The organism is Planomonospora sp. ID67723 (assembly GCF_015711605.1).
GTDB lineage: Bacteria > Actinomycetota > Actinomycetes > Streptosporangiales > Streptosporangiaceae > Planomonospora_A.
Window position 1 is genome coordinate 729875 of sequence record NZ_JABTEZ010000002.1, and the last position, 20964, is coordinate 750838.

Consider the following 20964-nt stretch of genomic DNA (forward strand, 5'->3'; position numbering starts at 1 on the left):
GCGGTTTTGGGGAGTCTTCATCCCCGATCCCATCGATGAGCCGTTCTTTGGTCACCACCTGTCCGGCATGGAGTGCCAGAATGCAGAGAACCGTCTGCTTCCGGGGCTCCCCTAGGTCGAGTTCTTGCGAGCGGTTCCATGCGGCCACGGGGCCCAGAATATTTATGCGGGGGCCTCGCGGCCGAGGCTCACCGCTCACGGCGGCGGTATCCGTACGCTCAATCAACGAAGCCTCCGCATGCGGTCGGATATTGCGCAGCGAGATTGCAGGAGCCGAGTTTGCCACCTCTGGGCGATCTCTAGATTCGTCTGCCCGAGCTGCCTCGGGCGCTCAAGTCTGATTTCACCACTCTTGGAGTGCCGAGGAATCGTCTTTCAGTAAAAGACGGGTGCCGCGGGCAGGGAGGCCGCCAACTGCTCGCAGACTCCAGCAAGTATTGACAGGATCAGATCGCGAACCCTATCGCCACCTATTTCTCTCCGGCCAGGCAGGCAGCGCGAGAGGGGGCGGGTTCGCATACTCGTGCGGAGTGTCACGACCATAGCCACGGACAGGAGCGCGGGAATGCAAATCCTGCCCGTGGCACATCAGGCGATGTAAGGGGAATGCTGCTCCATGTTCATCGAACGGATCAGCGTCCATCCGGCGACGCTCATCGCGCTGATCGCCGTTGCTGCCCCAGCGCACGCCGCCTCGGAGCCCGCCCCACCGCCCCGCGACGAGATGGTGGTTCAGGAGGCGGCAATGGTGCTGGACTGCTCCACCCTGTCCGGCAAGGGCATGCCGGGTTCCCCTACGGCCACACCTGTTCCCTGGGGGCGGTGGCCCACCACAACCTCTGCATTAAGTGGGCCAACCCCGACGAGTGGACGAACGGGAATCTGCAGGATTCTCGCCGGCCCTGGATGCCGGTGCCTACGCCAGCGATTCAAGAGAATCTCACAACGCGGCAGGACCCCCTTTCCCGGATCCTTGAGGACAAGGCCCGAGAGGTATGTACTGAGGCTCTCCGCCTGGCGATGGCGCTGGCTCTCCGCGGATTGCCCCAAGATCCCGGGATCCGCCTTCGGCATCTGAAGCTCCAGGCATCCCGTGTTGCCGGACAAATGAAGGTCACGCTCCACACTGTCACGTTCGGGACTGTCGGTATCCGACTGACTGCATCCGTAGAATTCGCTCTGCCGACCAGACCGCGGCCGATGATCCATGGAACGTCTGGGGGGAGGGGGCATCGATTCGGCCCATAGCACCGACTGTAGATATCTTCTCGCCTGGCGGCATCGACGAGGCGGGATTTCCCGGCGCGATCATGAACTGAAGATAGAGCAGACGATCTGGCCGCGAATATTTCCTGGAGCCCGAACACTCACGTTTAGTGGCCTGCCGGCAGCTTGTGGGGCGGTTGCCTTCGAAATACCGCTCCACTGAGCCCTTCCGCGCAAACGGAGATCGCGGCGATGATCGTCTGGCCGGTGGCCGCCTGCCCCGGCATGCCCCACGCCGGATGCGAGAAGCCATGAAGCCCCTGCGAAGTGGTCTTGCGACAGATCAACTTCGCAGCGAGAGGCTTCACGTGCCGTCTAGTGTCACATACGCCGCCATCTTGGACATCAACCGAATCCACCGCCGCTTTCCTGGCAGGCGAACTCGCAGCTCACCGGAGTGGGACCGGCGCAGGCAGGGGGATGCGGGCGCTCGGGCCGTTCAAGCGGGCGGTGCTGGTGCTGCGCTGGTTCGTCGACGGCACCCGGCTCCGGCAGCTCGCCACCGACAACCGGATCGCCGCCGGCGCCGCCTACGCCCATCTGCACGAAGGGATCGACGCGCTCGCCGCCCCGTCCCCGGCCTTGCCCGCCGTGCTGGAGGAGGCCGGGGCCTCCGGTGTGACGCATCTGAATCTGGGCGGTGCGGTGGTGCGCACCGGCCGGGTGAGCACTCCCGGCCCCAACGGCGCGGACCCGTGGTGGAGCGGCAAGCACAAGCATCACGGCGAAGACATCCAGGGCCTGTCCGCTCCGGACGGCTGGCGGCTGCGGATCTCGCAGGTGTGGCCCGGCCGCGAACACGACACCGCGTGCGCCAAGGCCGCCACGGAACCGCTGCCCGCGCCGCAGGCCCCGGACGCCGATTCGGGCCTGCTCACTCTCACCGACCTGGGTTACGAGAACCTCGATCCGGCCCCGCGCCGCCCGGTCGAGAAGCCCAAGCGTGGCGAGCTCACCGACGATCAGCGTGCCTTCGACCAGGTCGTCCGCGGCATCCACGCCGTCGCGAACGGGCTGACTCCCCGCTCAAGACCACCTTCAAGGCCATGGGACGCGTCACGCCCGGCCCCTGGCGTATCGGTGCGATCGTCAAGGGCGCCCATGTCCTGCTCCGTCTCGAACACGGCCGCCACGCCTGACCGAAGATCACAGGCCGTCGTGATCCGTCACCCGGAAAGGCTCAATGCGGAGAATTGAATTTATAGAGAGATACAAGGAATTCGGATGGCTCGTTGCGGCGTGTCCGTATTTTCTATCACGTGTTCGCTGCGGCGATCTTTGTCATTCTGTAAGCTATAATCCCAATCCCTCTTGGACCGCCATCGATCCGCTCGAGATTGATGTGGTGGGCGGCCGGCGAAAATAAACAGGGCGCTCGGCGCCCCGGATGGTCATCGAGGTTATTGCCGAGCGCCCTATAGGTGCTGGGCCGGGAGGGTCTCCAGCGCCGGCCGGCTCTCAAGGCGAGCTGGTCGGCCAGAGGCCCACTCGTCTGGGTGGACTGTCCCGTTAGCGGTGCCCGGTTTGACTAGCCTGGGTGGTTCCAGCCGAACGAGTGCTGGACGGTAGCGGGCTCAGGGGCAGACGAATCGGCACTGGCGGTCGTAGCATGGCCTACGGCGGCCGCTGCGGCCGTGAAAACGACCGCGAGGGCAGACAAGGCAAGACGTCGGCGCACGGGAGACTCCTGTCGTGGGTTCTGCTGCTTATCTAACATCTTTCAAGGGGTAACGTGACCGGTCAAGACTTGGTGGGGCAGCGCATTAAGGCTGTCCGGCGTCAACGTGGTCTCTCGCAGGCTCAACTCGCTCATCCCGAACTGTCGGATAGTTACGTCTCTCTAATCGAGAGTGGAAAGCGTACCCCGACGCCCGCGGTCCTGGAACTGCTCGCGCGGAAGCTCGACTGCTCCCTCACCTATCTGCTCAACGGGGTGACGTCCGAGCAGATGCAGGAGATAGAGAACGGCATGAGCTACGCTCGGCTGGCCTTGGACAACGGCGAGGTGGCCGAGGCCCGCACGCGCTATGCCGAGCTTCTCGCCGGCGGTGACCTAGCCGGCCTGCCCCAGCTCAAGCAGGAAGTCGAATACGGCCTGGCGCTGGCGGCCGAGGCCTGCGGCGACCTCGCGGAGGCGATTGAACTCCTCAACAAACTCCGGCAGAATGCCGCTGCCGGTATGACTCCTGAACGTCATGTCGATGTCGCGGTCGCGCTCTCACGGTGCTATAGAGAGAAGAGGGACCTGGGACAGGCGGTCCAAGTGGCCGAACAGATCCTCGCAGGGGCGGTGCGGCCCGTCTGGACCGACGGCTTGATCAATCTGGGGGCCCAGCTTTGCGCGGCCTACATCGATCGCGGGGACCTGCTGCGGGCCCGGCAGTTCTCCTCCGAACTCATCGCGGCGGCCGAGCTTCTCGGCACCCCGGCATCTCTCTCACTGGTGTACTGGGGAGCCGCGATCCTCGCCATGGAGACGGGTCGCAGCGAAGCGGCGATCACTTATGTCGAGCGAGCCATGGCCATCCAGTCCGAGCACGGCGATCCCCGCCGCCTTGCCCGCCTCCGTGGAGACTACGCGCAGATCATGCTGGCCGCGCAGCCCGCGAAGGCCGAGGACTGGCGTGACCTCCTGGTGAAAACCGAGAAAGAGCTGGCGGAGAGCGCCGCCAACCCGATGGACAAGATGCGCTGTGCGATGAACCTCGCGCGTGCCGAGCTCCTGATCGGCTCACCCCAGCGGGCCGAGGTGCACATCCGGGCAGTTTGCACCATGCTCGACGAAATGCCGAAGGACCTTCAGGCGGACGCCCATCTGGTGGCGGGCCAGGCTTTTGCCGAACTGGGCGAGCGGGGGGAGGCCGAGCGAGAGCTGAGGGCCACGCTCGAAGTGCTGGAACCGATGCCGGTCACCAGGCCCATCGCCCAGTCCTGGCTGACCGCCGCGCAGCTTCTGGAGCGGATCGACGAGCCCGAGCGCAGCGTGGACGCCTACCACCGGGCGCTGGCCTGCGTCGGCCTGTAGTCCCGGGGCGCCGGGAGAGGGAGGTCGGGACCGGGCCATGGCCTCGGTAGCCTTGGAGACGCCATGAAGACTTCCCCTTTCGCGGCCGCTTTCGTGCTGCTCGCCGCCCTCGTCCTCGGTACGGCCTCCGCCTCGCCGGCCTTCGCTCACGACACGCTCAAGAGCAGCGACCCCGCCAAGGGCGAGAAGGTCGAGAGCCTGGAGGAGGTGAAGCTGACGTTCACCGCCTCGGTGCGCTTCCCCAGGGTGGTCGTGCGCGCCGGGGACGGCACGCCGTACCAGGAGGGCAAGGCGGCTGCGGACGGCCACGTGGTGACCCAGAAGGTCACGCCGGACCTCCCCCCGGGCAAGTACGTCATCGCCTACCGGGTGGTCTCCTCCGACGGCCACCCGATCGAGGGGGAGATCCCCTTCACCATGGCCGGGGACGCGCCGCCGAGCGCCGCACCGGCCGAGAGCGGGAGCCCGGCGCAGACCGCCGCGCCGGAGGCGTCCGGGACGGCCGCCCCCTCGGCTGCGGCGTCGATCACCCCGGCCCCGGCGGCGAGCGCGGAGGACACCGGCGGCGGGGTGCCCGGCTGGGCCTGGCTCGCCGTCGGCGGCCTGACCGGTGTGGGCATCGGGATGTTCTTCAGCATGCGCAACAAGAAGCAGCCGTGAGCGCCGCGGGGAAGGGCAGGGGCAACCCGGCGTCCGGGTCCGGGAAGGGCAGGGGCAACCCGGCGGTCGGGCCCGAGGGCGGGAACGGCCCGGCGGCCGGGCCCTCCCGGGAGGGGACCGGCCGGACCGTGCGGCTGGCGCTGGCCGGCGCCGGCGCCGCCGTCGCCGCCCTGGTGATCGCGATGGTCGTGACCGGCGCCGCGACCCCCCGCGTCATCCCCGGGCTGTCCGACGAGGGCGCGCTCACCCGGTGGGGCCTGCCGCTGTCCAAGCTCACCATGGACGCGGCGGGTGTGCTCACCGTGGGCGCGCTGCTAGCCGCCGCGGTCTTCTTCCCCAGTGACAAGGGCCTGCTCGGCAAGACCGCCCTGACCTACATCAGGGCCGCCTCCTGGCTCGCGCTCGTCTGGGCGGGCGCCGCGGTGGCCACGATGGTCTTCAGCCTGTCGGACGCGCTGGGCCTGCCCGTCACCGACGTGCTCGGCGGCGACGAGCTGACCAGCTTCGCCAGCCAGGTCTCCCAGGGCATCGCGCTCACTCTGGTCGTGCTGTTCTCACTGGCCCTCGCGCTGTTCGCCCGTGGGGCGATCACCGCCGGGGCGGCGGGCGGCCTGCTCGTGCTCGCCCTGGCGACCCTGCTCCCGCCCGCGCTGACCGGCCACTCGGCCTCCTCACCCAACCACGATCTGGCCACCACCGGCGTCGCCGTGCATCTGGTGGTCCTCGCGCTCTGGGTGGGCGGGCTCGCGGTGCTCTGCGCCCACGCGCTACGCGGGCAGGCGCAGCTGGAGGTCGCCGCCGCCCGGTTCTCCTCGATGGCGCTGTGGTGCTTCACCGGTGTCGGGCTGTCGGGCCTGTTCAGCGTGGTGGCCCGGCTGACCTCGCTCTCCGAGCTGTTCACCTCCGCGTACGGCCTGCTGCTGCTGGCCAAGACGGCGGCGTTCGCGCTGCTCGGCGCCGCCGGTTGGTGGCACAGGAGGCGCACCCTGCCCGGGCTCGCCTCGGGCCGGCCCGGCGTGTTCGTACGCTTCGCCTCCGGTGAGGTCCTGGTCATGTTCGCGGCCGTCGGGTTGGCCGTCGCGCTCTCACGCACCGCCCCGCCCCCTGCGGTCCTCCCGGTCGACCGGGCCTTCGAGGTGCTCGGCTACTCCATGCCGCCGGAGATCTCCCTGGCGAACCTGGTCACCCTGTGGTGGTTCGACCTGTTCTCCGGCACGCTGGTCGCCCTGCTCGCAGGTCTCTACCTCGCCGGTGTGCTGCGGCTCGCCAGGCGGGGCGACCCCTGGCCGTGGGGCCGTACCGCCGCGTGGTTCATCGGCGTGCTGGTCCTGCTCGTCGCCACCCAGAGCGGCGTCGCCCGCTACGCCAAGGTGCTGTTCAGCGTGCACATGGCCGAGCACATGACGCTGTCCATGCTGGTCCCGATCTTCCTGGTGCTCGGTGCTCCCGTCACCCTGGCCCTGCGCGCGCTCAAGCCGGCCGCCCGCCGCGGCGACCGGGGTCCCCGCGAGTGGCTGACCGCGATCCTGCACAGCCGGTTCGTGCGCTTCGTCGGCCACCCGGCGATCGCCACCGCCGTCTTCATCGTCTCCACCTACGCCCTGTACTTCACCTCGCTGTTCGCCTCCGCGATGGAGGAGCACCTGGGGCACATCGCGATGACGGCGCACTTCCTGGTCAGCGGGTGCCTGTTCTTCTGGGTGATCATCGGGGTGGACCCGGCGCCCCACCGGCTCCCGCACGTGGCGCGGCTGATCCTGTTGTTCGTCACCATGCCCTTCCACGCGTTCTTCGGCATCGCACTGATGAACATGGGCACCGTGCTCGCCGCCGACTGGTACGACCAGCTCGGCCGCACCTGGGGCGCCTCCCCCCTCGCCGACCAGCGGGACGGCGGAGCCATCGCCTGGGGCTTCGGGGAGATCCCGACCCTGATCGTGCTGATCGCGCTCGCCCTGCAGTGGTGGCGTGACGACGAGCGCAGGGCCCGGCGGGCCGACCGCCGGGCCGACGCCGCCGCGGCGCGCACCGGTGGCAGCGGCGACGCCGAGCTCGACGCCTACAACGACTACCTCGCTAGACTCGACAAGCGGAATAGCAGGGAGTAGCGCGACGGCTACGGACCTCTATCTTCCGTCCGCCGCTTCGGCGACCTGCCGGTAACCTTTCAAGCAGGGGTTGGGGCATCGCCGCAGCGGGTGCAGTGCTGGACCGTCACGCGCCACGCTCATCCATGTGTTCGGCCGGGGGGCTGGCCGCCACGTGTGACCAGGAAGGTTGAGGAGTGTCCGAAGAACTTCGCATGCGCGAGGGACGGAGCCTCGCGCAGGCTCTCGAGGAACATCTCGACGACTGGTCGGGGCGCACCGGAATCACCGTGGAGATCTGGGCGCTGCCGGCCCATGACGCCCCTCCCCGGATCGCCCGGGCCGTCCTGGCCACACTGGGCGAGGCGCTGTCCAACGTCGAGCGGCACAGCCGGTCCGCGCTCGTCTCGGTCGCCGTGACCCTCGGCCCGGGCGGCCTGCGCATGACGGTGAGCGATCACGGTGAGGGCTTCACCGGCCCGGCCGACGGCCGGGGCGTCACCGCCATGCGGACCCATCTGGAGGAGATCGGCGGCACGCTCACCGTCAACGGGGTGCCGGGCGAGGGCACCACCGTCACCGCGGTGGTACCCCGCAGGCGCGCCTAGGAAGACGCGCCTAGGAAGACACCCGGTCCCCTCCCGCCACGCACTGGACGTCCAGGATCGCAGCCCCGGGCCGGGACGGCGAACACAGCCACTCGCCGATCACCGCGATCTGGACGGTGCGCTGGTCAGGCGGCCTGAGAAGAGGCTTCAGGCCGGAGGCTGAGAACAGAGCTCAGTGGTCGTCTCCGAACCGCAGGTCGCGCGCGGCCCGCGCGCCGGCCTGCAGGTCGCCGCGCAGGTCCGAACAGCGACGGCTTGATCCGTTCGGAATCACCGTGCATCTGTGGGAGGCCCGCAGGAATCTATGGGGAAACCCGCAGGCGTCTGAGGGGAAACCCGCAGGAGGTCGAGGGTTGTCCTTGACGCGCGGGGGCCCTGCCGGGCGCATCGTTGAGTCACCTCAACGGGACACCGCTTAACGAGGCCGCAGGGCCGAGGTCCGAAGACGACCGGAAGCCTGCCGTGGCGACGGCGTCGGCGACCTCTCCCCAGCACAAGCGTAGGGGCCGACCCCCGGTCCGGGGGAGGTCCCAACACCAGGATCCGCCTGACCGGCGAGCGAAGGTTTCCAGCGAAGGGAACGTGTCATGAAGATCCACAGGACGATGGCTGCGGCCGCGACCACGGGTGCTCTCGCCCTCGGCCTGGCTCTCCCGGCCACCGGGACGGCCAACGCGTCCGCCCCGGCGAAGGAGGCGGGGGACAGCCACCGGCTGTACGTGAGGCTGGAGAACATGCATCTGGTGGATGACGAGAGCAACTGGGACGGTCCGTTCGACGATGGAAAAACTGCCGAGGTCGGCAACTACGGACCCGAAATACGTACGATCGTCCTCACCCACGGCAGTCCCAGCGGCCAGGTCGTCTTCAGCCACTGCGCGGGTGGCGAGGTACGGGGCCTGCTGGTCATCAATCTGCGACTTCAGAGCGACGACCAGGTCGCCGTCAGCCCCGTACTCTCACTCTACGAGGGAACGTCGTGCTCGACGACGGACCTGGACGGGCGCACCTACGCACAGCCGTACACTCTTGGCCCCGGCGCGGTCACGACCAGGAGGTTCTCGGCTCCCAGCACCGCAGAGGGGGGCCTCGACTCGGCGAGTGCCACCTACAGCATCCGTCACCCGAAACAGGGGGGTCCCAAGGTCCTGCGGCGGGGGTGAGGCCGGTGCGACACGCCGTGGCCGGGATGGCGAGCGGGCACCGTACCCGGGCAGATCCGCCGCAACGGCTCGATTCTGGTCATCCCCTCGCGGAGAACGTCACCTGCTGCGGACGATCAGGCTGCCGTGCCATCCCGGCCATCGGGCCGCACCTAGGGGAGCGTGAGGATCTCGTGCCCGGTGTCGGTGACCAGGATGGTGTGCTCGAACTGGGCGGTCCGCTTGCGGTCCCTGGTCACCGCGGTCCAGCCGTCGGGCCAGATGTCGTAGTCGATGGTGCCGAGCGTCAGCATGGGCTCGATGGTGAACGTCATGCCGGGCTCCAGGGTGACCGCCAGCGACGGGTCGTCGTAGTGCGGGACGATCAGGCCGGAGTGGAAGGTCGTGCCGATGCCGTGGCCGGTGAAGTCGCGCACGACGCCGTAGCCGAACCGCTTGGCGTAGGCCTCGATGATCCGGCCGACCACGTTGAGCTGCCGGCCCGGGGCGACGGCCTTGATGGCCCGGTCGGTGGCCTCGCGGGTGCGCTCGACCAGCAGGCGCGACTCCTCGTCGACCTCGCCCACCAGGAAGGTGGCGTCGGTGTCGCCGTGCACGCCGCCGATGAAGGCGGTGATGTCGACGTTGACGATGTCGCCGTCGCGCAGCACGGTGTCGTCCGGGATGCCGTGGCAGATCACCTCGTTGATGGAGGTGCACAGGGACTTGGGGTAACCGCGGTAACCGAGGGTGCTGGGGTAGGCGCCGTGGTCGAGGAGGAACTCGTGGCCGATGCGGTCGAGCTCGTCGGTGGTGACACCCGGCGCGACGTGCCTGCCGACCTCCTCCAGCGCCTGGCCGGCGATCCTGCCCGCGATCCGCATCCGCTCGATGATCTCAGGGGTCTTGACGTCGGGCTCACCGGTCTTCGGGGTTTTCTTCCCGACGTACTCCGGCCGCTGGATGTGGGCGGGAACCTTGCGCATGGGCGAGATCCGCCCGGGCTGGAGCACTGTCGTCATGGTTTCCAAGTCTAGTTGCGGTTTCCACCGGGCAGGATGGTCGGCATGGGTGATCAGTGGTGGTTCTGCCTGAAACACATGGCGGTCGAGCCCGAGAAGGGCTGCCCGAACAAGGACCGGATGGGTCCCTACGAAACCCGCCAGGCCGCGGCCGACGCGCTGAAGACCGCGTCCGACCGCAACAAGCAGTGGAAGGAGGGCGACCGGGACTGGGACGGCGACTGACGGCCGGCCCCCTGCAGGCCGCCGGCACGGAGAGCCCCGGGGTCCCCGAGATCCCCCGGAGTCTCCTGCCCGCCCCGGGACGGACCTAGCCGCCGACGACCGCGTAGGCCCGCACCGGGAAGGTGCCCATCCCCGCCACCATCGGCGGGGTGGCGTGGAAGCGGAAGCCCGTGTCGGGAAGCGCCGCCAGGCCGGTCATGTGCTCCACGATCGGGATGCCCGCCCCGAGCAGCAGCGTGTGCGCCGGGCGGGGCCCGCGCGGCGGGGTGTCGTCGATGTTCAGGGTGTCGATCCCGACCAGCGCAGGCCCTCGGCCCGCGAGCCACTCCGCGGCCTCGGGTTCGAGGTAGGGGTGGCCGTGGAAGTAGGCGTCGGTGCCGAAGTGGCGGTCCCAGCCGGTCTCGATGAGCACGGCCCTGCCCCGCACGTCGAGGTGCTCCAGCAGGCCGGGGCCGACCGAGCGCAGGCCCGCGGCCCGCACGACCAGGCCGGGCAGGTCGGCGATCGCCTCCAGGGGCACCCCGGACAGGTCCGCGCCGTCGGGGTAGCGGTGGAACGGGGTGTCGAGGTAGGTGCCGGTGTTGGCGACCAGCTCGATGCTGCCGATGTGGAACTCCGTGCCGGGCGCGTAGATCTCGCGGGAGGACTCCCGGCTCAGGTGCAGGCCGAGCCGGGGGCCGGGGATCCCCGGATACGTGACCATGCCCTCGGTGATCGGGTGGCTCAGCTCGATCAGTCGCCTCACGGGACGTTCACCGCCTTCTTCCTGGACCGGGCAGAGGTCATCCTGGCGATGGCGGCCACGCCGATCACGCCCCAGACGACGTTGAGGATGGTCGAGGGCCAGGCCGCGTGGTAGGCCGTGTTGATCAGCAGGGCGATCGAGCCGAAGAGGTTGATCAGCTGGTACGGCATGCCGTCCCCGGTCATCCGGGAGGCCGAGACCATGGCGTAGCCGTACAGCATGGCCGCGGCTCCGGCCCAGCCGACCAGGTTGACGATGAGGGACACGGGGTCACGCCCCGAGGAGAGAGGTGGTCATGGAACACATGATTTCCGGGAAGCTCTCTGAAGGGCAAGTTAAGGTTGCTAACCTTCCGCGTAAGCTGAGCTACATGGAGATCGATCCCCGGCGTCTGCGGGTGTTGCACGAGGTGGCCCGCCGCGGTGGTGTCATGCGCGCCGCGGAGGCCCTGCACCTGACCGCCTCGGCGGTCTCCCAGCAGCTCGCCCTGCTGGAGCGGGAGGTCGGGCTGGCGCTCATCGACCGGTCGCAGCGCAGGGCCGCGCTCACCCCGGCGGGGCGGGTGCTCGCCGGATACGCCGAACGGATCGAGGAGGAGCTGGCCGAGGCCCGGCGGGAGCTCACCCGCTTCACCGAGCGCCTGTCCGGGCCGGTCTCGGTCGCGGCGTTCCCCACCGTCATCCGGCACCTGCTGGTGCCCGCCCTGGGCATCCTGGCCGAACGCCACCCGCAGGTCACCCCGCGCATCGTCGAACTGTACGGCCCGCCGGCGCTGCGGGAGCTCCGGCTCGGCGGGGTGGACCTGGTCGTCACCGAGCAGGACGCCGACGATCCCGTCCCCGCGCAGCCGTCCCTCGCCTCCCACCCGATCCATCTCGACGAGTACCGGATCGTGGCGCCGCCGGGCTGGGCCGAGGTCCCGGGCGACGTGGCGCTGCTGAAGGCGGCCCCCTGGGTGGCGGGCCATCCGGACCAGGCCTGCGGTCACGCGCTGGACCGGCTGGCCGCCCTGCACGGCTTCACGCCGCAGCGGGTCCACGTGATCGAGGAGTTCCCGCCCGCCCTGGCCCTGGTCGCCGCGGGTCACGGCGTGGCGATCGTGCCGTCCCTGGCGCTGCTGGAGGTCCCGGCGGGTGAGGTGGCGGTCACCGGCATCCCGGGGGTCGGCGCGCGCAGGATCGACGCGGTGACCCGTGTCAGCCGCACCCGGTCGGGGGAGCCCGATCCGGTGCAGGCCGTGGTCATCGAGGCCCTGCGGGAGGCCGCGGACGGCCTCGCCGCCCGGCTCGGCGCGCACTGGAGGCCGGCGGCGGCCGCCGAGACGGCTGACGGCGTCAGTCGGGGATCCGGGGACCGCTGAGGCGCTCCAGCAGGCGCGCGAGGCGGTCGCGGAGGCCGGCGGGGCGGGAGGGCTCGCCCGCGGCCATGCTCACCAGGTGCTGGGCGCCGTCGAAGGAGAGCGGGGCCCGGGCGGGGACCGCCAGGGCGTCGTGGGCCAGGTCCTCGAGCTCGGGGTCGCCGCCGTCCAGGGCGAGGATCGTCGCCCCGGTGCGGCGGGCGTCGCTCACCCGCTCCAGCAGCGTCTCCGGAGCCCGCTCCTGCGCCACCACGAACAGCGTCTCGCCCCGCTCCGCCCGCTCGATCCGGTCCAGCCCCACCCGCAGGTGGGCGGGGGCGTCCGCGGCCGGAGCCCAGCGGACCAGGGTGGGGGCGAGCTGCGGCAGGCCGGCCAGGCGTGCCTCGTCGCCGAGGTGCGCCGTCAGATGCCAGGGCTCCTCCGCGGGGGTGCCGACGACCAGCAACCCTCCCGGGGAGCGGGTCGCGCGCAGCGCGAGGCCCAGCTCGCGGGTGCGCTCGACCCAGGAGGTCGACTCCAGGACCTCGCGCAGGAATGCCACCGACCCAGCGTCCATGGGGTCAATCGTGCCTCAGGGACCCTGGGACTGTCTGCGGAACCCAGCTCTGGCATGATCTGGGCATGAAGCGTGCGGTCGGCGAGCCCCGAGGGTCCGGGGAGCCCCGGGAGAGCCCCGGGAGAGCACGGCCACACGGGCGGCCCGGCATGAGGCGGGCGAGAGCGATGAGGAGCGATGAGTGAGCACTGACCTTCCGGACGTGAGCGGGATCTCCGTCGGCATCCTGGGCGGCACCGGCGACCAGGGCAAGGGGCTGGCCAGGCGGTTCGCCATCGCGGGGCACACCGTGCTGATCGGGTCGCGCAACGAGGAGAGGGCGCGGGAGGCGGCCGGGAGCCTGTCCGGGCTCGCCGGGGCGGTGCGCGGCGACGGCAACGCGGCCGTGGCGGCCGAGGCCGACGTGGTGATCGTGGCGGTGCCGTGGGACGGCCACAAGGCCACCCTGGAGTCCCTCCGCGCCGAGCTCGCCGGGAAGATCGTCATCGACTGCGTCAACCCGCTGGGCTTCGACAAGCAGGGCGCCTACGCGCTGCCCGTCGAGGAGGGCAGCGCCGCCCAGCAGGCCGCCGCGGTCCTGCCCGGCAGCCGGGTGGTCGGCGCCTTCCACCACGTCTCGGCCGTGCTGCTGCTGGACCCCGAGGTCGACGAGGTCGACCTGGACGTGCTCGTGCTGGGCGACGACCGCGAGGCCACCGACACCGTCCAGGCGCTGGCGAACCGGATCGCCGGAGTCCGCGGCGTGTACGGCGGCCGCCTGCGCAACGCCCACCAGGTCGAGGCGCTCACCGCCAACCTGATCTCCATCAACCGCCGCTACAAGGCCCACGCCGGTTTCCGCGTCACCGACGTCTGACCCCCGGGCCCCGGGAGGGGCCGCCTCGAACCGCCCGCACCTCCTGCTGAGCCCTTCCACCCGAACCGCTGTCCTGGCTCGATCGCGGAGGCGGGCGGTGGCCCGGGGACAGCGAGGAACTCACGACCCGCCGCGGCGCTAGAGGACCAGGTGCGGCAGCGCCCGGGAGCCGGCGCTGCCGTCGTAGTCGTGCCAGGCGGCGGCGAGCCGGTCGACGGCCGAGGTCAGCTCCTCCTCGGGGAACAGGAACGGCAGCCGCACGAAGCCGCCGTGACCGCCGAGGGGGTCGAAGGCGCGGCCCGGCGGGATCGCGACCCGGTGGCGGAGGGCCACCTGGGCGAAGGCCTCGGCGTCGCCGTGCGGCAGCCGTACCCAGACCGTCTGGCCGCCGAGCGCGGGCTCGACGCTCCAGCCGGGCAGCGCGCGGGCCATCTCGGCCAGCAGGTGGTCGTGACGCCGGCGCAGCACCGCGGCACGCTCGCGGCGCAGCTCGCCGACCCGGGCGAGCAGCCGGACGGCGGCGAGCTGGGAGAGCACGTCGCCGCCGAGGTCGTGGACGGCCCGGAGCCGGGCGAGCCGGGAGATCATCGGTTCGGCCGCGCGGATCCAGCCGATCCGCAGGCCTCCCCAGACGAGCTTGCTCAGCGAGCCGATCGTGATGATCTGCTCGCCCCGGTGGAAGGAGCAGAGCGGCGGCGGCGGCTCGCCGGAGAAGCAGAGCTCGGCCGGGACCTCGTCGTCGATGAGCGGCACGTCGTGTTCGGCGGCGAGCCCGGCCAGGCGGCGCCTGACCAGGGAGGGCATGACCGAGCCCGTCGGGTTCTGGCCGGTGGGGACGAGGTAGGCGAGGGCGGGGCGGGCGGTCAGGGCGGCGCCGAACTCGGCCGCTCCGGCGGCCGGGCCGGACCCCGTCGCGCTCGCCGCCGTGCGGAACCGCGCGGCGGCCTCGCGGAAGGACTCCAGCGCGCCGGGATAGGTGGCGGGCTCGGTCAGCACCGTGTCGCCGGGGGAGAGGAGCGTGGTCGCCAGCAGCGTCAGCGCCTGCTGCGCGCCGTTGGTGACCAGGATCTCCCCGGCGGAGGTGGGGACCCCGCGCGCCCGGTAGTAGCCCGCGAGCGCCTCGCGCAGCACCGGGTACCCGGCCGGGTGGTAGCCGATGTCGTGCCGGACGGCCGCGAGCTCCGCCGCCGCCTCCGCGTAGGCCTCGATCAGGGCCGGCGGGGGCTCGTCCGGGGCGACGCAGGACAGCAGGGCGACGTCGTCCGGCAGGCCCAGCAGATGCTGGTGCAGGGGGTTGACCGTGATCCCCGCCGGGGTCCGGGTGGCGGGCAGGGCGGCGGGGGAGACCCGGGTGCCGCTGCCCTGCCTGCGCGTCACCTTGCCCTCCTGCTGGAGCTGGTCGTAGGCCGCCACGACGGTGCCCCGGCCGACCGCCAGCCTGCGCGCCAGGACCCGCTCGGGCGGGAGCGGGCTGCCGGGCGGCAGCTCGCCGTCGTCGATCAGGGCGCGGATCCGCACGGCCAGCAGCAGGTAGAGCGGCCCCCGGCCGGAGGACCACCGCCCGAGCCGGGAGGTCAGCTCGTCTAAATTGGATCGCATGATGAGCCAATCTTGCCGGATTGGCTCTGACGGACAACCCGCTGAACGGACATCGTTGACATATGACTGAGCTTCGCCCGGAGACCCGTACCGTCCACCTGCCCCAGCCGCCGATGAACGGCAGTCGTCCGATCACGGTGCCGATCTACCAGACCTCCGGATTCGTCTTCGAGGACCCGGCCGTCTTCGCCGATGGCATGAACCGCCCCGACGGGGCGTTCGTCTACGGCCGGCTCTCCAACCCCACGGTCCGCGCCCTGGAGGAGGCCGTGGCCGGGCTGGAGGGCGGCACCGGGGCCGTGGCCACCGCCTCGGGCATGGGGGCGATCAACGCCGTGTTCCTGGGCCTGCTCCAGCCCGGCGACCACCTCATCGCCCAGCGGGCCATCTACGGCGGCACCGCGGCGATGATCAACGACCTGGTGGCGCGGTTCGGCATGGAGGTGACCTACGTTCCCGAGGACGACCCGGAGGCGCTGCGCGCGGCGGTCCGGCCGTCCACGAAGCTGGTCTACCTGGAGACGATCGCCAACCCGGTGACGCAGGTGGCCGACCTGCCGGGGATGTGCGCCGCGGCCCGCGAGGCGGGGCTCGTCTCGGTGGTGGACAACACCTTCGCCTCGCCGATCCTGTGCCGCCCGATCGAGCACGGCGCCGACATCGTGGTCCACTCCACGACCAAGTACCTGAGCGGCCACACCGACGTGATCGGCGGCATCGCGGTCTTCGCCGACGACGAGCTCTACCGGAGGGTGTGGAAGTTCGCCACCCACCTGGGCGCGACCGCCGACCCGTTCGCCGCCTGGCTCACCCTGCGCGGCATCCAGACGCTGCCGCTGCGCATGGAGCGCCACTGCGCCAACACCCGCGAGCTGGCCACCCGCCTGGACGCCCACCCCGCGGTCGCGGCCGTGCACTGGCCGGGCCTGCCCTCGCACCCCTCCCACACGCTGGCGACCAAGCTGCTGCCGGATTTCGGCGGGGTCTTCTCCTTCGACCTGGTCGGCGGGCGCGCGGCCGGGGAGCGGTTCATGAGCTCGGTACGGCTGGCGCTGCTGGCCCCCTCGCTCGGCGGCGTGGAGACGCTGATCATGCAGCCGGCGACCACCTCCCACAAGTCGCTGACCGCCGAGGAACTCGCCCGGCACGGGATCGCCGAGGGGACCGTCCGGGTGGCGGTCGGCATCGAGCACGTCGAGGACCTCTGGGCCGACTTCGCCCAGGCCCTCGCCTGACCGCGCAGGGCGTCCCCCGATACGGTTCCATGGGATCTTCGGGTCGTTCGAGCGAGAGGAACCGCACATGAGGATCGGGGATGTGGAGCGGGCGGCGGAGCGGATCGCCGGTCACGCCCGCCGTACACCGGTGCTGGAAGTCTCGCCGCGGCTGTTCCTGAAGCTGGAGACGGTGCAGCACGCCGGGTCGTTCAAGGTCCGGGGCGGGTTCAACCGGGCCCTGGCGGCGCGGGAGGCCGGGGCGCTGCCCGAGGCCGGCCTGATCGCCGCCAGCGGCGGCAACCACGGCCTGGCGGTGGCCTACGCCGCGCGCTCGCTCGGCGTCCGGGCGGAGATCTTCGTGCCCACGGTGTCGAACCCGGTGAAGGTCGCCGGGCTGCGGACGCTGGGGGCCGAGGTGACCCAGACAGGGGCGATCTACACCGAGGCGTACGAGGCGTCGGTCAAGCGGGCCGCGGAGACGGGCGCGCTGGAGATCCACGCCTACGACCAGGCCGACGTGGTCGCCGGGCAGGGCACGGTGGGACTGGAGGTGCTGGAGCAGACCGGGGGCGTGGACACGATCCTGGTCGCGGTCGGCGGCGGCGGGCTGATCGCCGGGATCACCGCCGCCGTCGCGGGCCGCGCCAGGGTGGTCGCCGTGGAGCCGGAGCTGATCCCCACCCTGAACCGGGCTCTGGCCAGCGGAGGCCCGGTCCGGGTCGAGGTGAGCGGGGTGGGCGCGGACGCGCTCGGGGCGAGCCGGATCGGCCGGATCGCCTACGAGGTCACCAGCGCCGCCGGGGTCGAGAGCCTCCTGGTCACCGACGATGCGATCATCGAGGCCCGGCGCGAGCTGTGGCGCTCCTGCCGGGTGGCCGCCGAGCCCGCAGGGGCCGCGGCCTTCGCCGCCCTGCACTCCGGCGTCTACGTCCCGGCCCCGGGGGAGCGCGTGGCCGTCGTCGTCTGCGGGGCCAACACCGATCCCGCCACCCTGGCGTAGCGGACCGGACGGGCGTCCGCGGTCCCGGAGCGGGTCACCAGCGCGACCTCCGCACCGGAGCCGACCAGCAGCCCGCCGCAGGGGGCCGGGGCCAGCGCCCGGACCGGGAGCGGGAACGTGAGGTCGAGCAGTTTCTGCGCGGGCGCTCCGGCGAACAGCCGCCAGCCTCGCAACGTCCCGTCGCAGGCGCCGGTCGCCACCGCCGGCCGGTCGTCGACCGTCATCGCGACCAGGGCGCCGGTGGACTCCGCGCGAGCGCAGCCGCCGGCCAGCGGCCCGTCCACCCGCTCTCCGCCGGCCAGATCCCACGCGCACACCGTCCCGTCCTCGCCCTCGGTCACGATCACGGGCCAGCCGCCCGGTGCGGCCGCCGTCATGGACGTCCAGGAGCCCCGCGGGTGCACGGGGACGAAAGGATCGCCGACCTGCAGGCCCGACGCCAGATCCCACACCCGTATGTCCTCTCCGCCGAAATGGCCGCTGTCACCGGTGACGGCGACCGCCCGGCCGTCCACCGCGACGGTGGCGACCGAGCCCACCTGGTCGGTGTGGCACATGGGGCGGGTGAACTCCACCTCGCGGCAGGTCGTCAGATCCCACACCCGCACCCGGCCGTCCGCGTCGCCGGTGACGGCGACCGGCCTGCCGTCCACCACCGTGGCATCGACCGCGACCAAGGGTGAGGGGGAGGCGACCGGCCCGCCGATCTGGCGCCCGGTGTCCAGGTCCCACATCAGCACCGCCTCTCCGGAGCGGCGGGCGTCGACGCGGCCGACGACGACCGCGACGGGCCGGCCGTTCACCACCGCGGTGGCCAGATCCCGCCCGCGCAGCGGCATCCGTCCGCGTTCCCGCCACGCCGGAGAGGGGATCAGCTCCTGGCCGGCAGGCCTTCCCGTCGGGAGGTCCCACAGCTGCACCGTCATGTCGGCCCTGCACGCGACGGCGACCGGCCGACCGCGCACGACGGCCGTCGCGAGCGCGCACACCGCGCGGTGCGGATCGGCGGCCGGACGGCTCGGCCCCGAACCGGCCATCCAGTGCACACGCCACCGCGCGCCGAACATGTCGCTCATGCGCACCAGTATCGGTGTCTCCCGTCACCGCGACCGCATGCCGAGGCGCCGCGCCGGGGCCGCACCGGGGCCGCACCGGGGCCGCGCTGAGCGCGGACGGTCCGGGGGTGCCGACGACGGGCCCGCCGTGACGTGACGGGCCGCCGGACAGGGGTCCGGCGGCCCGTCGGACCGGCGCCGAGGCGTCAGTGGTAGCTGTGCTCGGGGGTCGGGAAGGCCCCGCCGGCGACCTCGTCGGCGAAGGCGCGTACCGCCCGGTCCATCTCCTCGGCCAGGTTGGAGTACTTCTTGACGAACTTGGCCGGGCGCTCGGTGAGGCCCATGAGGTCCTGCCAGACGAGGACCTGGGCGTCGGTGGACGGACCGGCGCCGATTCCGATCGTCGGGATCGACAGGGAGGTGGTGACCCGCTCGGCGAGGTCGGCCGGGACGCACTCCAGGACGACGGAGAAGGCGCCCGCCGCCTCCAGGTCCTTGGCGTCGGCCATCAGCTCGTCGCCGGACTGGCCGCGGCCCTGGACCCGGTAGCCGCCGAAGGCGTTGACCGACTGCGGGGTCAGGCCCAGGTGGGCCATGACCGGGATGCCGGCCGAGACGAGGGCCTCGACCTGGGGGAGCACCCGGCGACCGCCCTCCAGCTTGACCGCGTGGGCGCCCGCCTCCTTCATGAACCGCACGGCCGTCTCCAGGGCCTGCTGGGGGGAGGCCTGGTAGGAGCCGAACGGCAGGTCGGCCACGACCAGGGCGCGGGAGGAGCCCCGCACCACGGCCGCGGTCAGCGGCATGAGGTCGTCGACGGAGACGGGCAGCGTCGAGTCGTATCCGTAGACCACCATGGCCGCCGAGTCACCGACGAGCAGGACCGGGATCCCGGCCTCGTCGAAGATCCTGGCGGTCATCGCGTCGTACGCGGTGACCATCGGCCACCTCTCGCCCCGCTCCTTGGCGGCGGCGATGTCGCGCACGGTGATCCTTCGCCCTGCCTGGCCGCCGTAGAGAGCAGTCGGCCGACTGGTGACGGAAGAGGACATGGGAACCCTCCAGAGTCTCGAGGCGCCCCTGTGGCGTCCCCGGACGGTTCTGATGATGGCATGCGTTCGCCTGGTTAAACACCCCCCGATCCGCAGGTAATCCGGTGGCGGGGTTGTCGGCGCCATACGCCACAATGCGAGAGGAGGTAAGTAATAAAAATGGCTATCGAACCTTACCGTCGGCTGCTGGCCCTTCCGGGCGTGCGGACGCTGCTGCTGGTGGGCCTGCTCGCGCGGATCCCGTCCACCGCGGTGGGCCTCACACTGACCCTGCATATCAGGGGTCTCGGCCTGGGGTGGTTCGAGGCGGGCGCGGTCGGCACCGCGACCACGGTGGGCATGGCCGTCGGCTCGCCGCTGGCCGGAAGGTTCGTCGATCGGTACGGCCTCCGGCCGGTGCTGCTGGTGACCGGTGCCGCGCAGCTCGTCTTCTGGACCTCCGCCTGGGCGCTGCCGTACCTCGCGCTGGTCGTCGCCTCGGTGGCGGCGGGTCTGCTGGCTCTGCCGGTGTTCGGCGTGATCCGGCAGTGCCTGGCCGCCGTGGTCCCGGTGGAGCAGCGCAGGACCGGTTTCTCCCTCGACTCGATGCTGGTCGAGCTGGCCTACATGACCGGGCCCGCGTTCGCCGCGGCCGGCACGGTGGCGCTCGGGAGCACATGGACGATGTGCCTGGTCGCGGTCGGCCTGGCCGGTTCCGCCGCGGCGCTGATCCTGCTGGACCCGCCCGTCCGCTCCGACGAGGAGGAGGAGCGCCCGGAGAAGAGGGTCCCGAGGGGCGAGTGGCTGACCCCGGGCCTCGTCACCCTGCTCGGCACCGCCTCGGCGGCGACCTTCGTGCTGATCGCCACCGAGCTCTCCCTCGTCGCGACGATGGAGCGCACCGGGGACACGGCCTGGATCGGCGTGGCGATCGGGGGGTGGTGCCTCTACTCGCTGATCGGCGGTTTCGTGTACGGCGGACTGTCGCGCGGATTCTCCCCGCTGGTCCTCATCGGGGCCATGGGCCTGTTCACCGTCCCGGTCGGCCTGGTCGGCCTGGTCGGAGGCGGCTGGGGGTGGCTGGTCGCGGCCCTGATCCCGGCCGGGGTGCTGTGCGCTCCGGGGCTCTCCTCCACGGTGGAGGCGGTGAGCCGCCGGGTCCCCGCCGGGGCCAGGGGTGAGGCCATGGGCCTGCACGGCACCGCGCTGCTGGTCGGCGGCGCGCTCGCGGCGCCGGTCGCCGGAGCGGTCATCGACGGCGCCGGCCCCGGCTGGGTGTTCGTGACGGCGGGGCTGGTGAGCGTGGTGATGGTGCTGGTCGCCCTGCCGTTCTGGCGCAGGAGCGCCTCCCGGGCCGAGGCGCCCCAGCCGGTCGCGGTCTGAACCCGTCCGGAATCAGGGGCCCGGTGCCGGGTAGGGCATGCGGGTGACCCTCGGGTTAATACGAAACGAGACCGTTGCGTATCGGAATGAATAGCGATACGCTCTCGTTGCGAAACTTTGCCGTATCGAA

General features: G+C 71.4%; 18 protein-coding genes and 1 pseudogene. 12 read left to right on the forward strand and 7 right to left on the reverse strand.

All coding sequences use genetic code 11. From position 1 onward, the window contains the following. Window positions 1–1574 precede the first annotated feature (1574 nt). The 6 genes and pseudogenes from HS041_RS15965 to HS041_RS15990 all read left to right on the forward strand — a co-directional run bounded on the left by HS041_RS15965 (window position 1575) and on the right by HS041_RS15990 (window position 8809). A pseudogene (locus HS041_RS15965) lies at window positions 1575–2405 on the forward strand (transposase family protein). 593 nt (window positions 2406–2998) lie between these two features. Further along, window positions 2999–4291 (forward strand): helix-turn-helix domain-containing protein, encoded by a 1293-nt coding sequence (locus tag HS041_RS15970; protein WP_196441466.1) that lies wholly within the window; start codon window positions 2999–3001, stop codon window positions 4289–4291. A gap of 63 nt (window positions 4292–4354) precedes the next feature. Further along, on the forward strand, window positions 4355–4951 hold the full coding sequence (locus HS041_RS15975; RefSeq protein ID WP_196441467.1) for a copper resistance CopC family protein: 597 nt from the start codon (window positions 4355–4357) through the stop codon (window positions 4949–4951). A gap of 128 nt (window positions 4952–5079) precedes the next feature. After that, on the forward strand, window positions 5080–7059 hold the full coding sequence (locus HS041_RS15980) for a bifunctional copper resistance protein CopD/cytochrome c oxidase assembly protein (protein WP_196442522.1): 1980 nt from the start codon (window positions 5080–5082) through the stop codon (window positions 7057–7059). Between the two features lie 176 nt (window positions 7060–7235). Beyond that, the gene (locus tag HS041_RS15985; protein WP_196441468.1) at window positions 7236–7646 is read left to right on the forward strand and encodes a sensor histidine kinase; all 411 of its coding nucleotides are present in this window, start codon (window positions 7236–7238) and stop codon (window positions 7644–7646) included. A 587-nt stretch (window positions 7647–8233) separates the two neighbouring features. Further along, window positions 8234–8809, forward strand: a complete 576-nt coding sequence (locus HS041_RS15990; RefSeq protein ID WP_196441469.1) for a hypothetical protein — start codon at window positions 8234–8236, stop codon at window positions 8807–8809. A 152-nt stretch (window positions 8810–8961) separates the two neighbouring features. Here HS041_RS15990 and map read toward each other — a convergent pair whose 3' ends face one another. Next, complete coding sequence (gene map, locus HS041_RS15995) at window positions 8962–9810, reverse strand: type I methionyl aminopeptidase (protein ID WP_196441470.1); 849 nt, start codon at window positions 9808–9810, stop codon at window positions 8962–8964. 45 nt (window positions 9811–9855) lie between these two features. On the opposite strand from map, the gene HS041_RS16000 reads away from it, so the two are divergent. Beyond that, window positions 9856–10035 (forward strand): hypothetical protein, encoded by a 180-nt coding sequence (locus tag HS041_RS16000; RefSeq protein WP_196441471.1) that lies wholly within the window; start codon window positions 9856–9858, stop codon window positions 10033–10035. A gap of 85 nt (window positions 10036–10120) precedes the next feature. Here the strand turns inward: HS041_RS16000 and HS041_RS16005 are convergent, their stop codons facing one another. Both HS041_RS16005 and HS041_RS16010 read right to left on the reverse strand, forming a co-directional pair. Beyond that, entirely contained in the window at window positions 10121–10780 is a 660-nt protein-coding gene (locus HS041_RS16005; RefSeq protein WP_196441472.1) for a cyclase family protein, read from the reverse strand. Beyond that, window positions 10777–11046, reverse strand: a complete 270-nt coding sequence (locus tag HS041_RS16010; protein WP_196441473.1) for a CBU_0592 family membrane protein — start codon at window positions 11044–11046, stop codon at window positions 10777–10779. Before HS041_RS16010 ends, HS041_RS16005 begins: the two co-directional genes overlap by 4 nt. Before the next feature lie 104 nt (window positions 11047–11150). Between HS041_RS16010 and HS041_RS16015 the strand changes: the two genes are divergently transcribed. Then, on the forward strand, window positions 11151–12140 hold the full coding sequence (locus HS041_RS16015; RefSeq protein WP_196441474.1) for a LysR family transcriptional regulator: 990 nt from the start codon (window positions 11151–11153) through the stop codon (window positions 12138–12140). On the opposite strand, the gene HS041_RS16020 is transcribed toward HS041_RS16015, so the two are convergent. After that, window positions 12115–12693, reverse strand: coding sequence for a hypothetical protein (locus HS041_RS16020; protein ID WP_196441475.1), 579 nt, complete (start codon window positions 12691–12693; stop codon window positions 12115–12117). The genes HS041_RS16015 and HS041_RS16020 overlap by 26 nt on opposite strands. A 181-nt stretch (window positions 12694–12874) precedes the next feature. Between HS041_RS16020 and npdG the strand changes: the two genes are divergently transcribed. Then, complete coding sequence (npdG, locus tag HS041_RS16025; protein ID WP_196441476.1) at window positions 12875–13549, forward strand: NADPH-dependent F420 reductase; 675 nt, start codon at window positions 12875–12877, stop codon at window positions 13547–13549. Window positions 13550–13687: 138 nt separating this feature from the next. Here npdG and HS041_RS16030 read toward each other — a convergent pair whose 3' ends face one another. Next, complete coding sequence (locus HS041_RS16030) at window positions 13688–15148, reverse strand: aminotransferase-like domain-containing protein (protein WP_196441477.1); 1461 nt, start codon at window positions 15146–15148, stop codon at window positions 13688–13690. Window positions 15149–15210: 62 nt separating this feature from the next. Between HS041_RS16030 and HS041_RS16035 the strand changes: the two genes are divergently transcribed. After that, the gene (locus HS041_RS16035) at window positions 15211–16383 is read left to right on the forward strand and encodes a trans-sulfuration enzyme family protein (RefSeq protein ID WP_196441478.1); all 1173 of its coding nucleotides are present in this window, start codon (window positions 15211–15213) and stop codon (window positions 16381–16383) included. A 67-nt stretch (window positions 16384–16450) separates the two neighbouring features. Continuing rightward, entirely contained in the window at window positions 16451–17365 is a 915-nt protein-coding gene (locus HS041_RS16040; protein ID WP_196441479.1) for a threonine/serine dehydratase, read from the forward strand. On the opposite strand, the gene HS041_RS16045 is transcribed toward HS041_RS16040, so the two are convergent. Together HS041_RS16045 and panB are read right to left on the reverse strand one after the other, a co-directional pair. Beyond that, the gene (locus HS041_RS16045; RefSeq protein WP_196441480.1) at window positions 17290–18441 is read right to left on the reverse strand and encodes a WD40 repeat domain-containing protein; all 1152 of its coding nucleotides are present in this window, start codon (window positions 18439–18441) and stop codon (window positions 17290–17292) included. The genes HS041_RS16040 and HS041_RS16045 overlap by 76 nt on opposite strands. A gap of 185 nt (window positions 18442–18626) precedes the next feature. Next, entirely contained in the window at window positions 18627–19472 is an 846-nt protein-coding gene (gene panB / locus HS041_RS16050) for a 3-methyl-2-oxobutanoate hydroxymethyltransferase (protein WP_196441481.1), read from the reverse strand. A gap of 159 nt (window positions 19473–19631) precedes the next feature. Here panB and HS041_RS16055 point away from each other — a divergent pair, with 159 nt between their 5' ends. Further along, a complete protein-coding gene (locus tag HS041_RS16055) occupies window positions 19632–20834 on the forward strand; it encodes an MFS transporter (RefSeq protein ID WP_196441482.1) in 1203 nt (400 codons plus the stop codon). Window positions 20835–20964 lie beyond the last annotated feature (130 nt).

What these genes read in the sequence shown, in the direction of transcription:
- HS041_RS15975 (WP_196441467.1), top strand. Translation starts at nt 4,355, where the DNA reads ATGAAGACTTCCCCTTTCGCGGCCGCTTTCGTGCTGCTCGCCGCCCTC.
- HS041_RS15990 (WP_196441469.1), top strand. Translation starts at nt 8,234, where the DNA reads ATGAAGATCCACAGGACGATGGCTGCGGCCGCGACCACGGGTGCTCTC.
- map (WP_196441470.1), bottom strand. Translation starts at nt 9,810, where the DNA reads ATGACGACAGTGCTCCAGCCCGGGCGGATCTCGCCCATGCGCAAGGTT.
- HS041_RS16000 (WP_196441471.1), top strand. Translation starts at nt 9,856, where the DNA reads ATGGGTGATCAGTGGTGGTTCTGCCTGAAACACATGGCGGTCGAGCCC.
- HS041_RS16015 (WP_196441474.1), top strand. Translation starts at nt 11,151, where the DNA reads ATGGAGATCGATCCCCGGCGTCTGCGGGTGTTGCACGAGGTGGCCCGC.
- HS041_RS16020 (WP_196441475.1), bottom strand. Translation starts at nt 12,693, where the DNA reads ATGGACGCTGGGTCGGTGGCATTCCTGCGCGAGGTCCTGGAGTCGACC.
- HS041_RS16030 (WP_196441477.1), bottom strand. Translation starts at nt 15,148, where the DNA reads ATGCGATCCAATTTAGACGAGCTGACCTCCCGGCTCGGGCGGTGGTCC.
- HS041_RS16035 (WP_196441478.1), top strand. Translation starts at nt 15,211, where the DNA reads ATGACTGAGCTTCGCCCGGAGACCCGTACCGTCCACCTGCCCCAGCCG.
- HS041_RS16040 (WP_196441479.1), top strand. Translation starts at nt 16,451, where the DNA reads ATGAGGATCGGGGATGTGGAGCGGGCGGCGGAGCGGATCGCCGGTCAC.
- HS041_RS16045 (WP_196441480.1), bottom strand. Translation starts at nt 18,441, where the DNA reads ATGAGCGACATGTTCGGCGCGCGGTGGCGTGTGCACTGGATGGCCGGT.
- panB (WP_196441481.1), bottom strand. Translation starts at nt 19,472, where the DNA reads ATGTCCTCTTCCGTCACCAGTCGGCCGACTGCTCTCTACGGCGGCCAG.
- HS041_RS16055 (WP_196441482.1), top strand. Translation starts at nt 19,632, where the DNA reads ATGGCTATCGAACCTTACCGTCGGCTGCTGGCCCTTCCGGGCGTGCGG.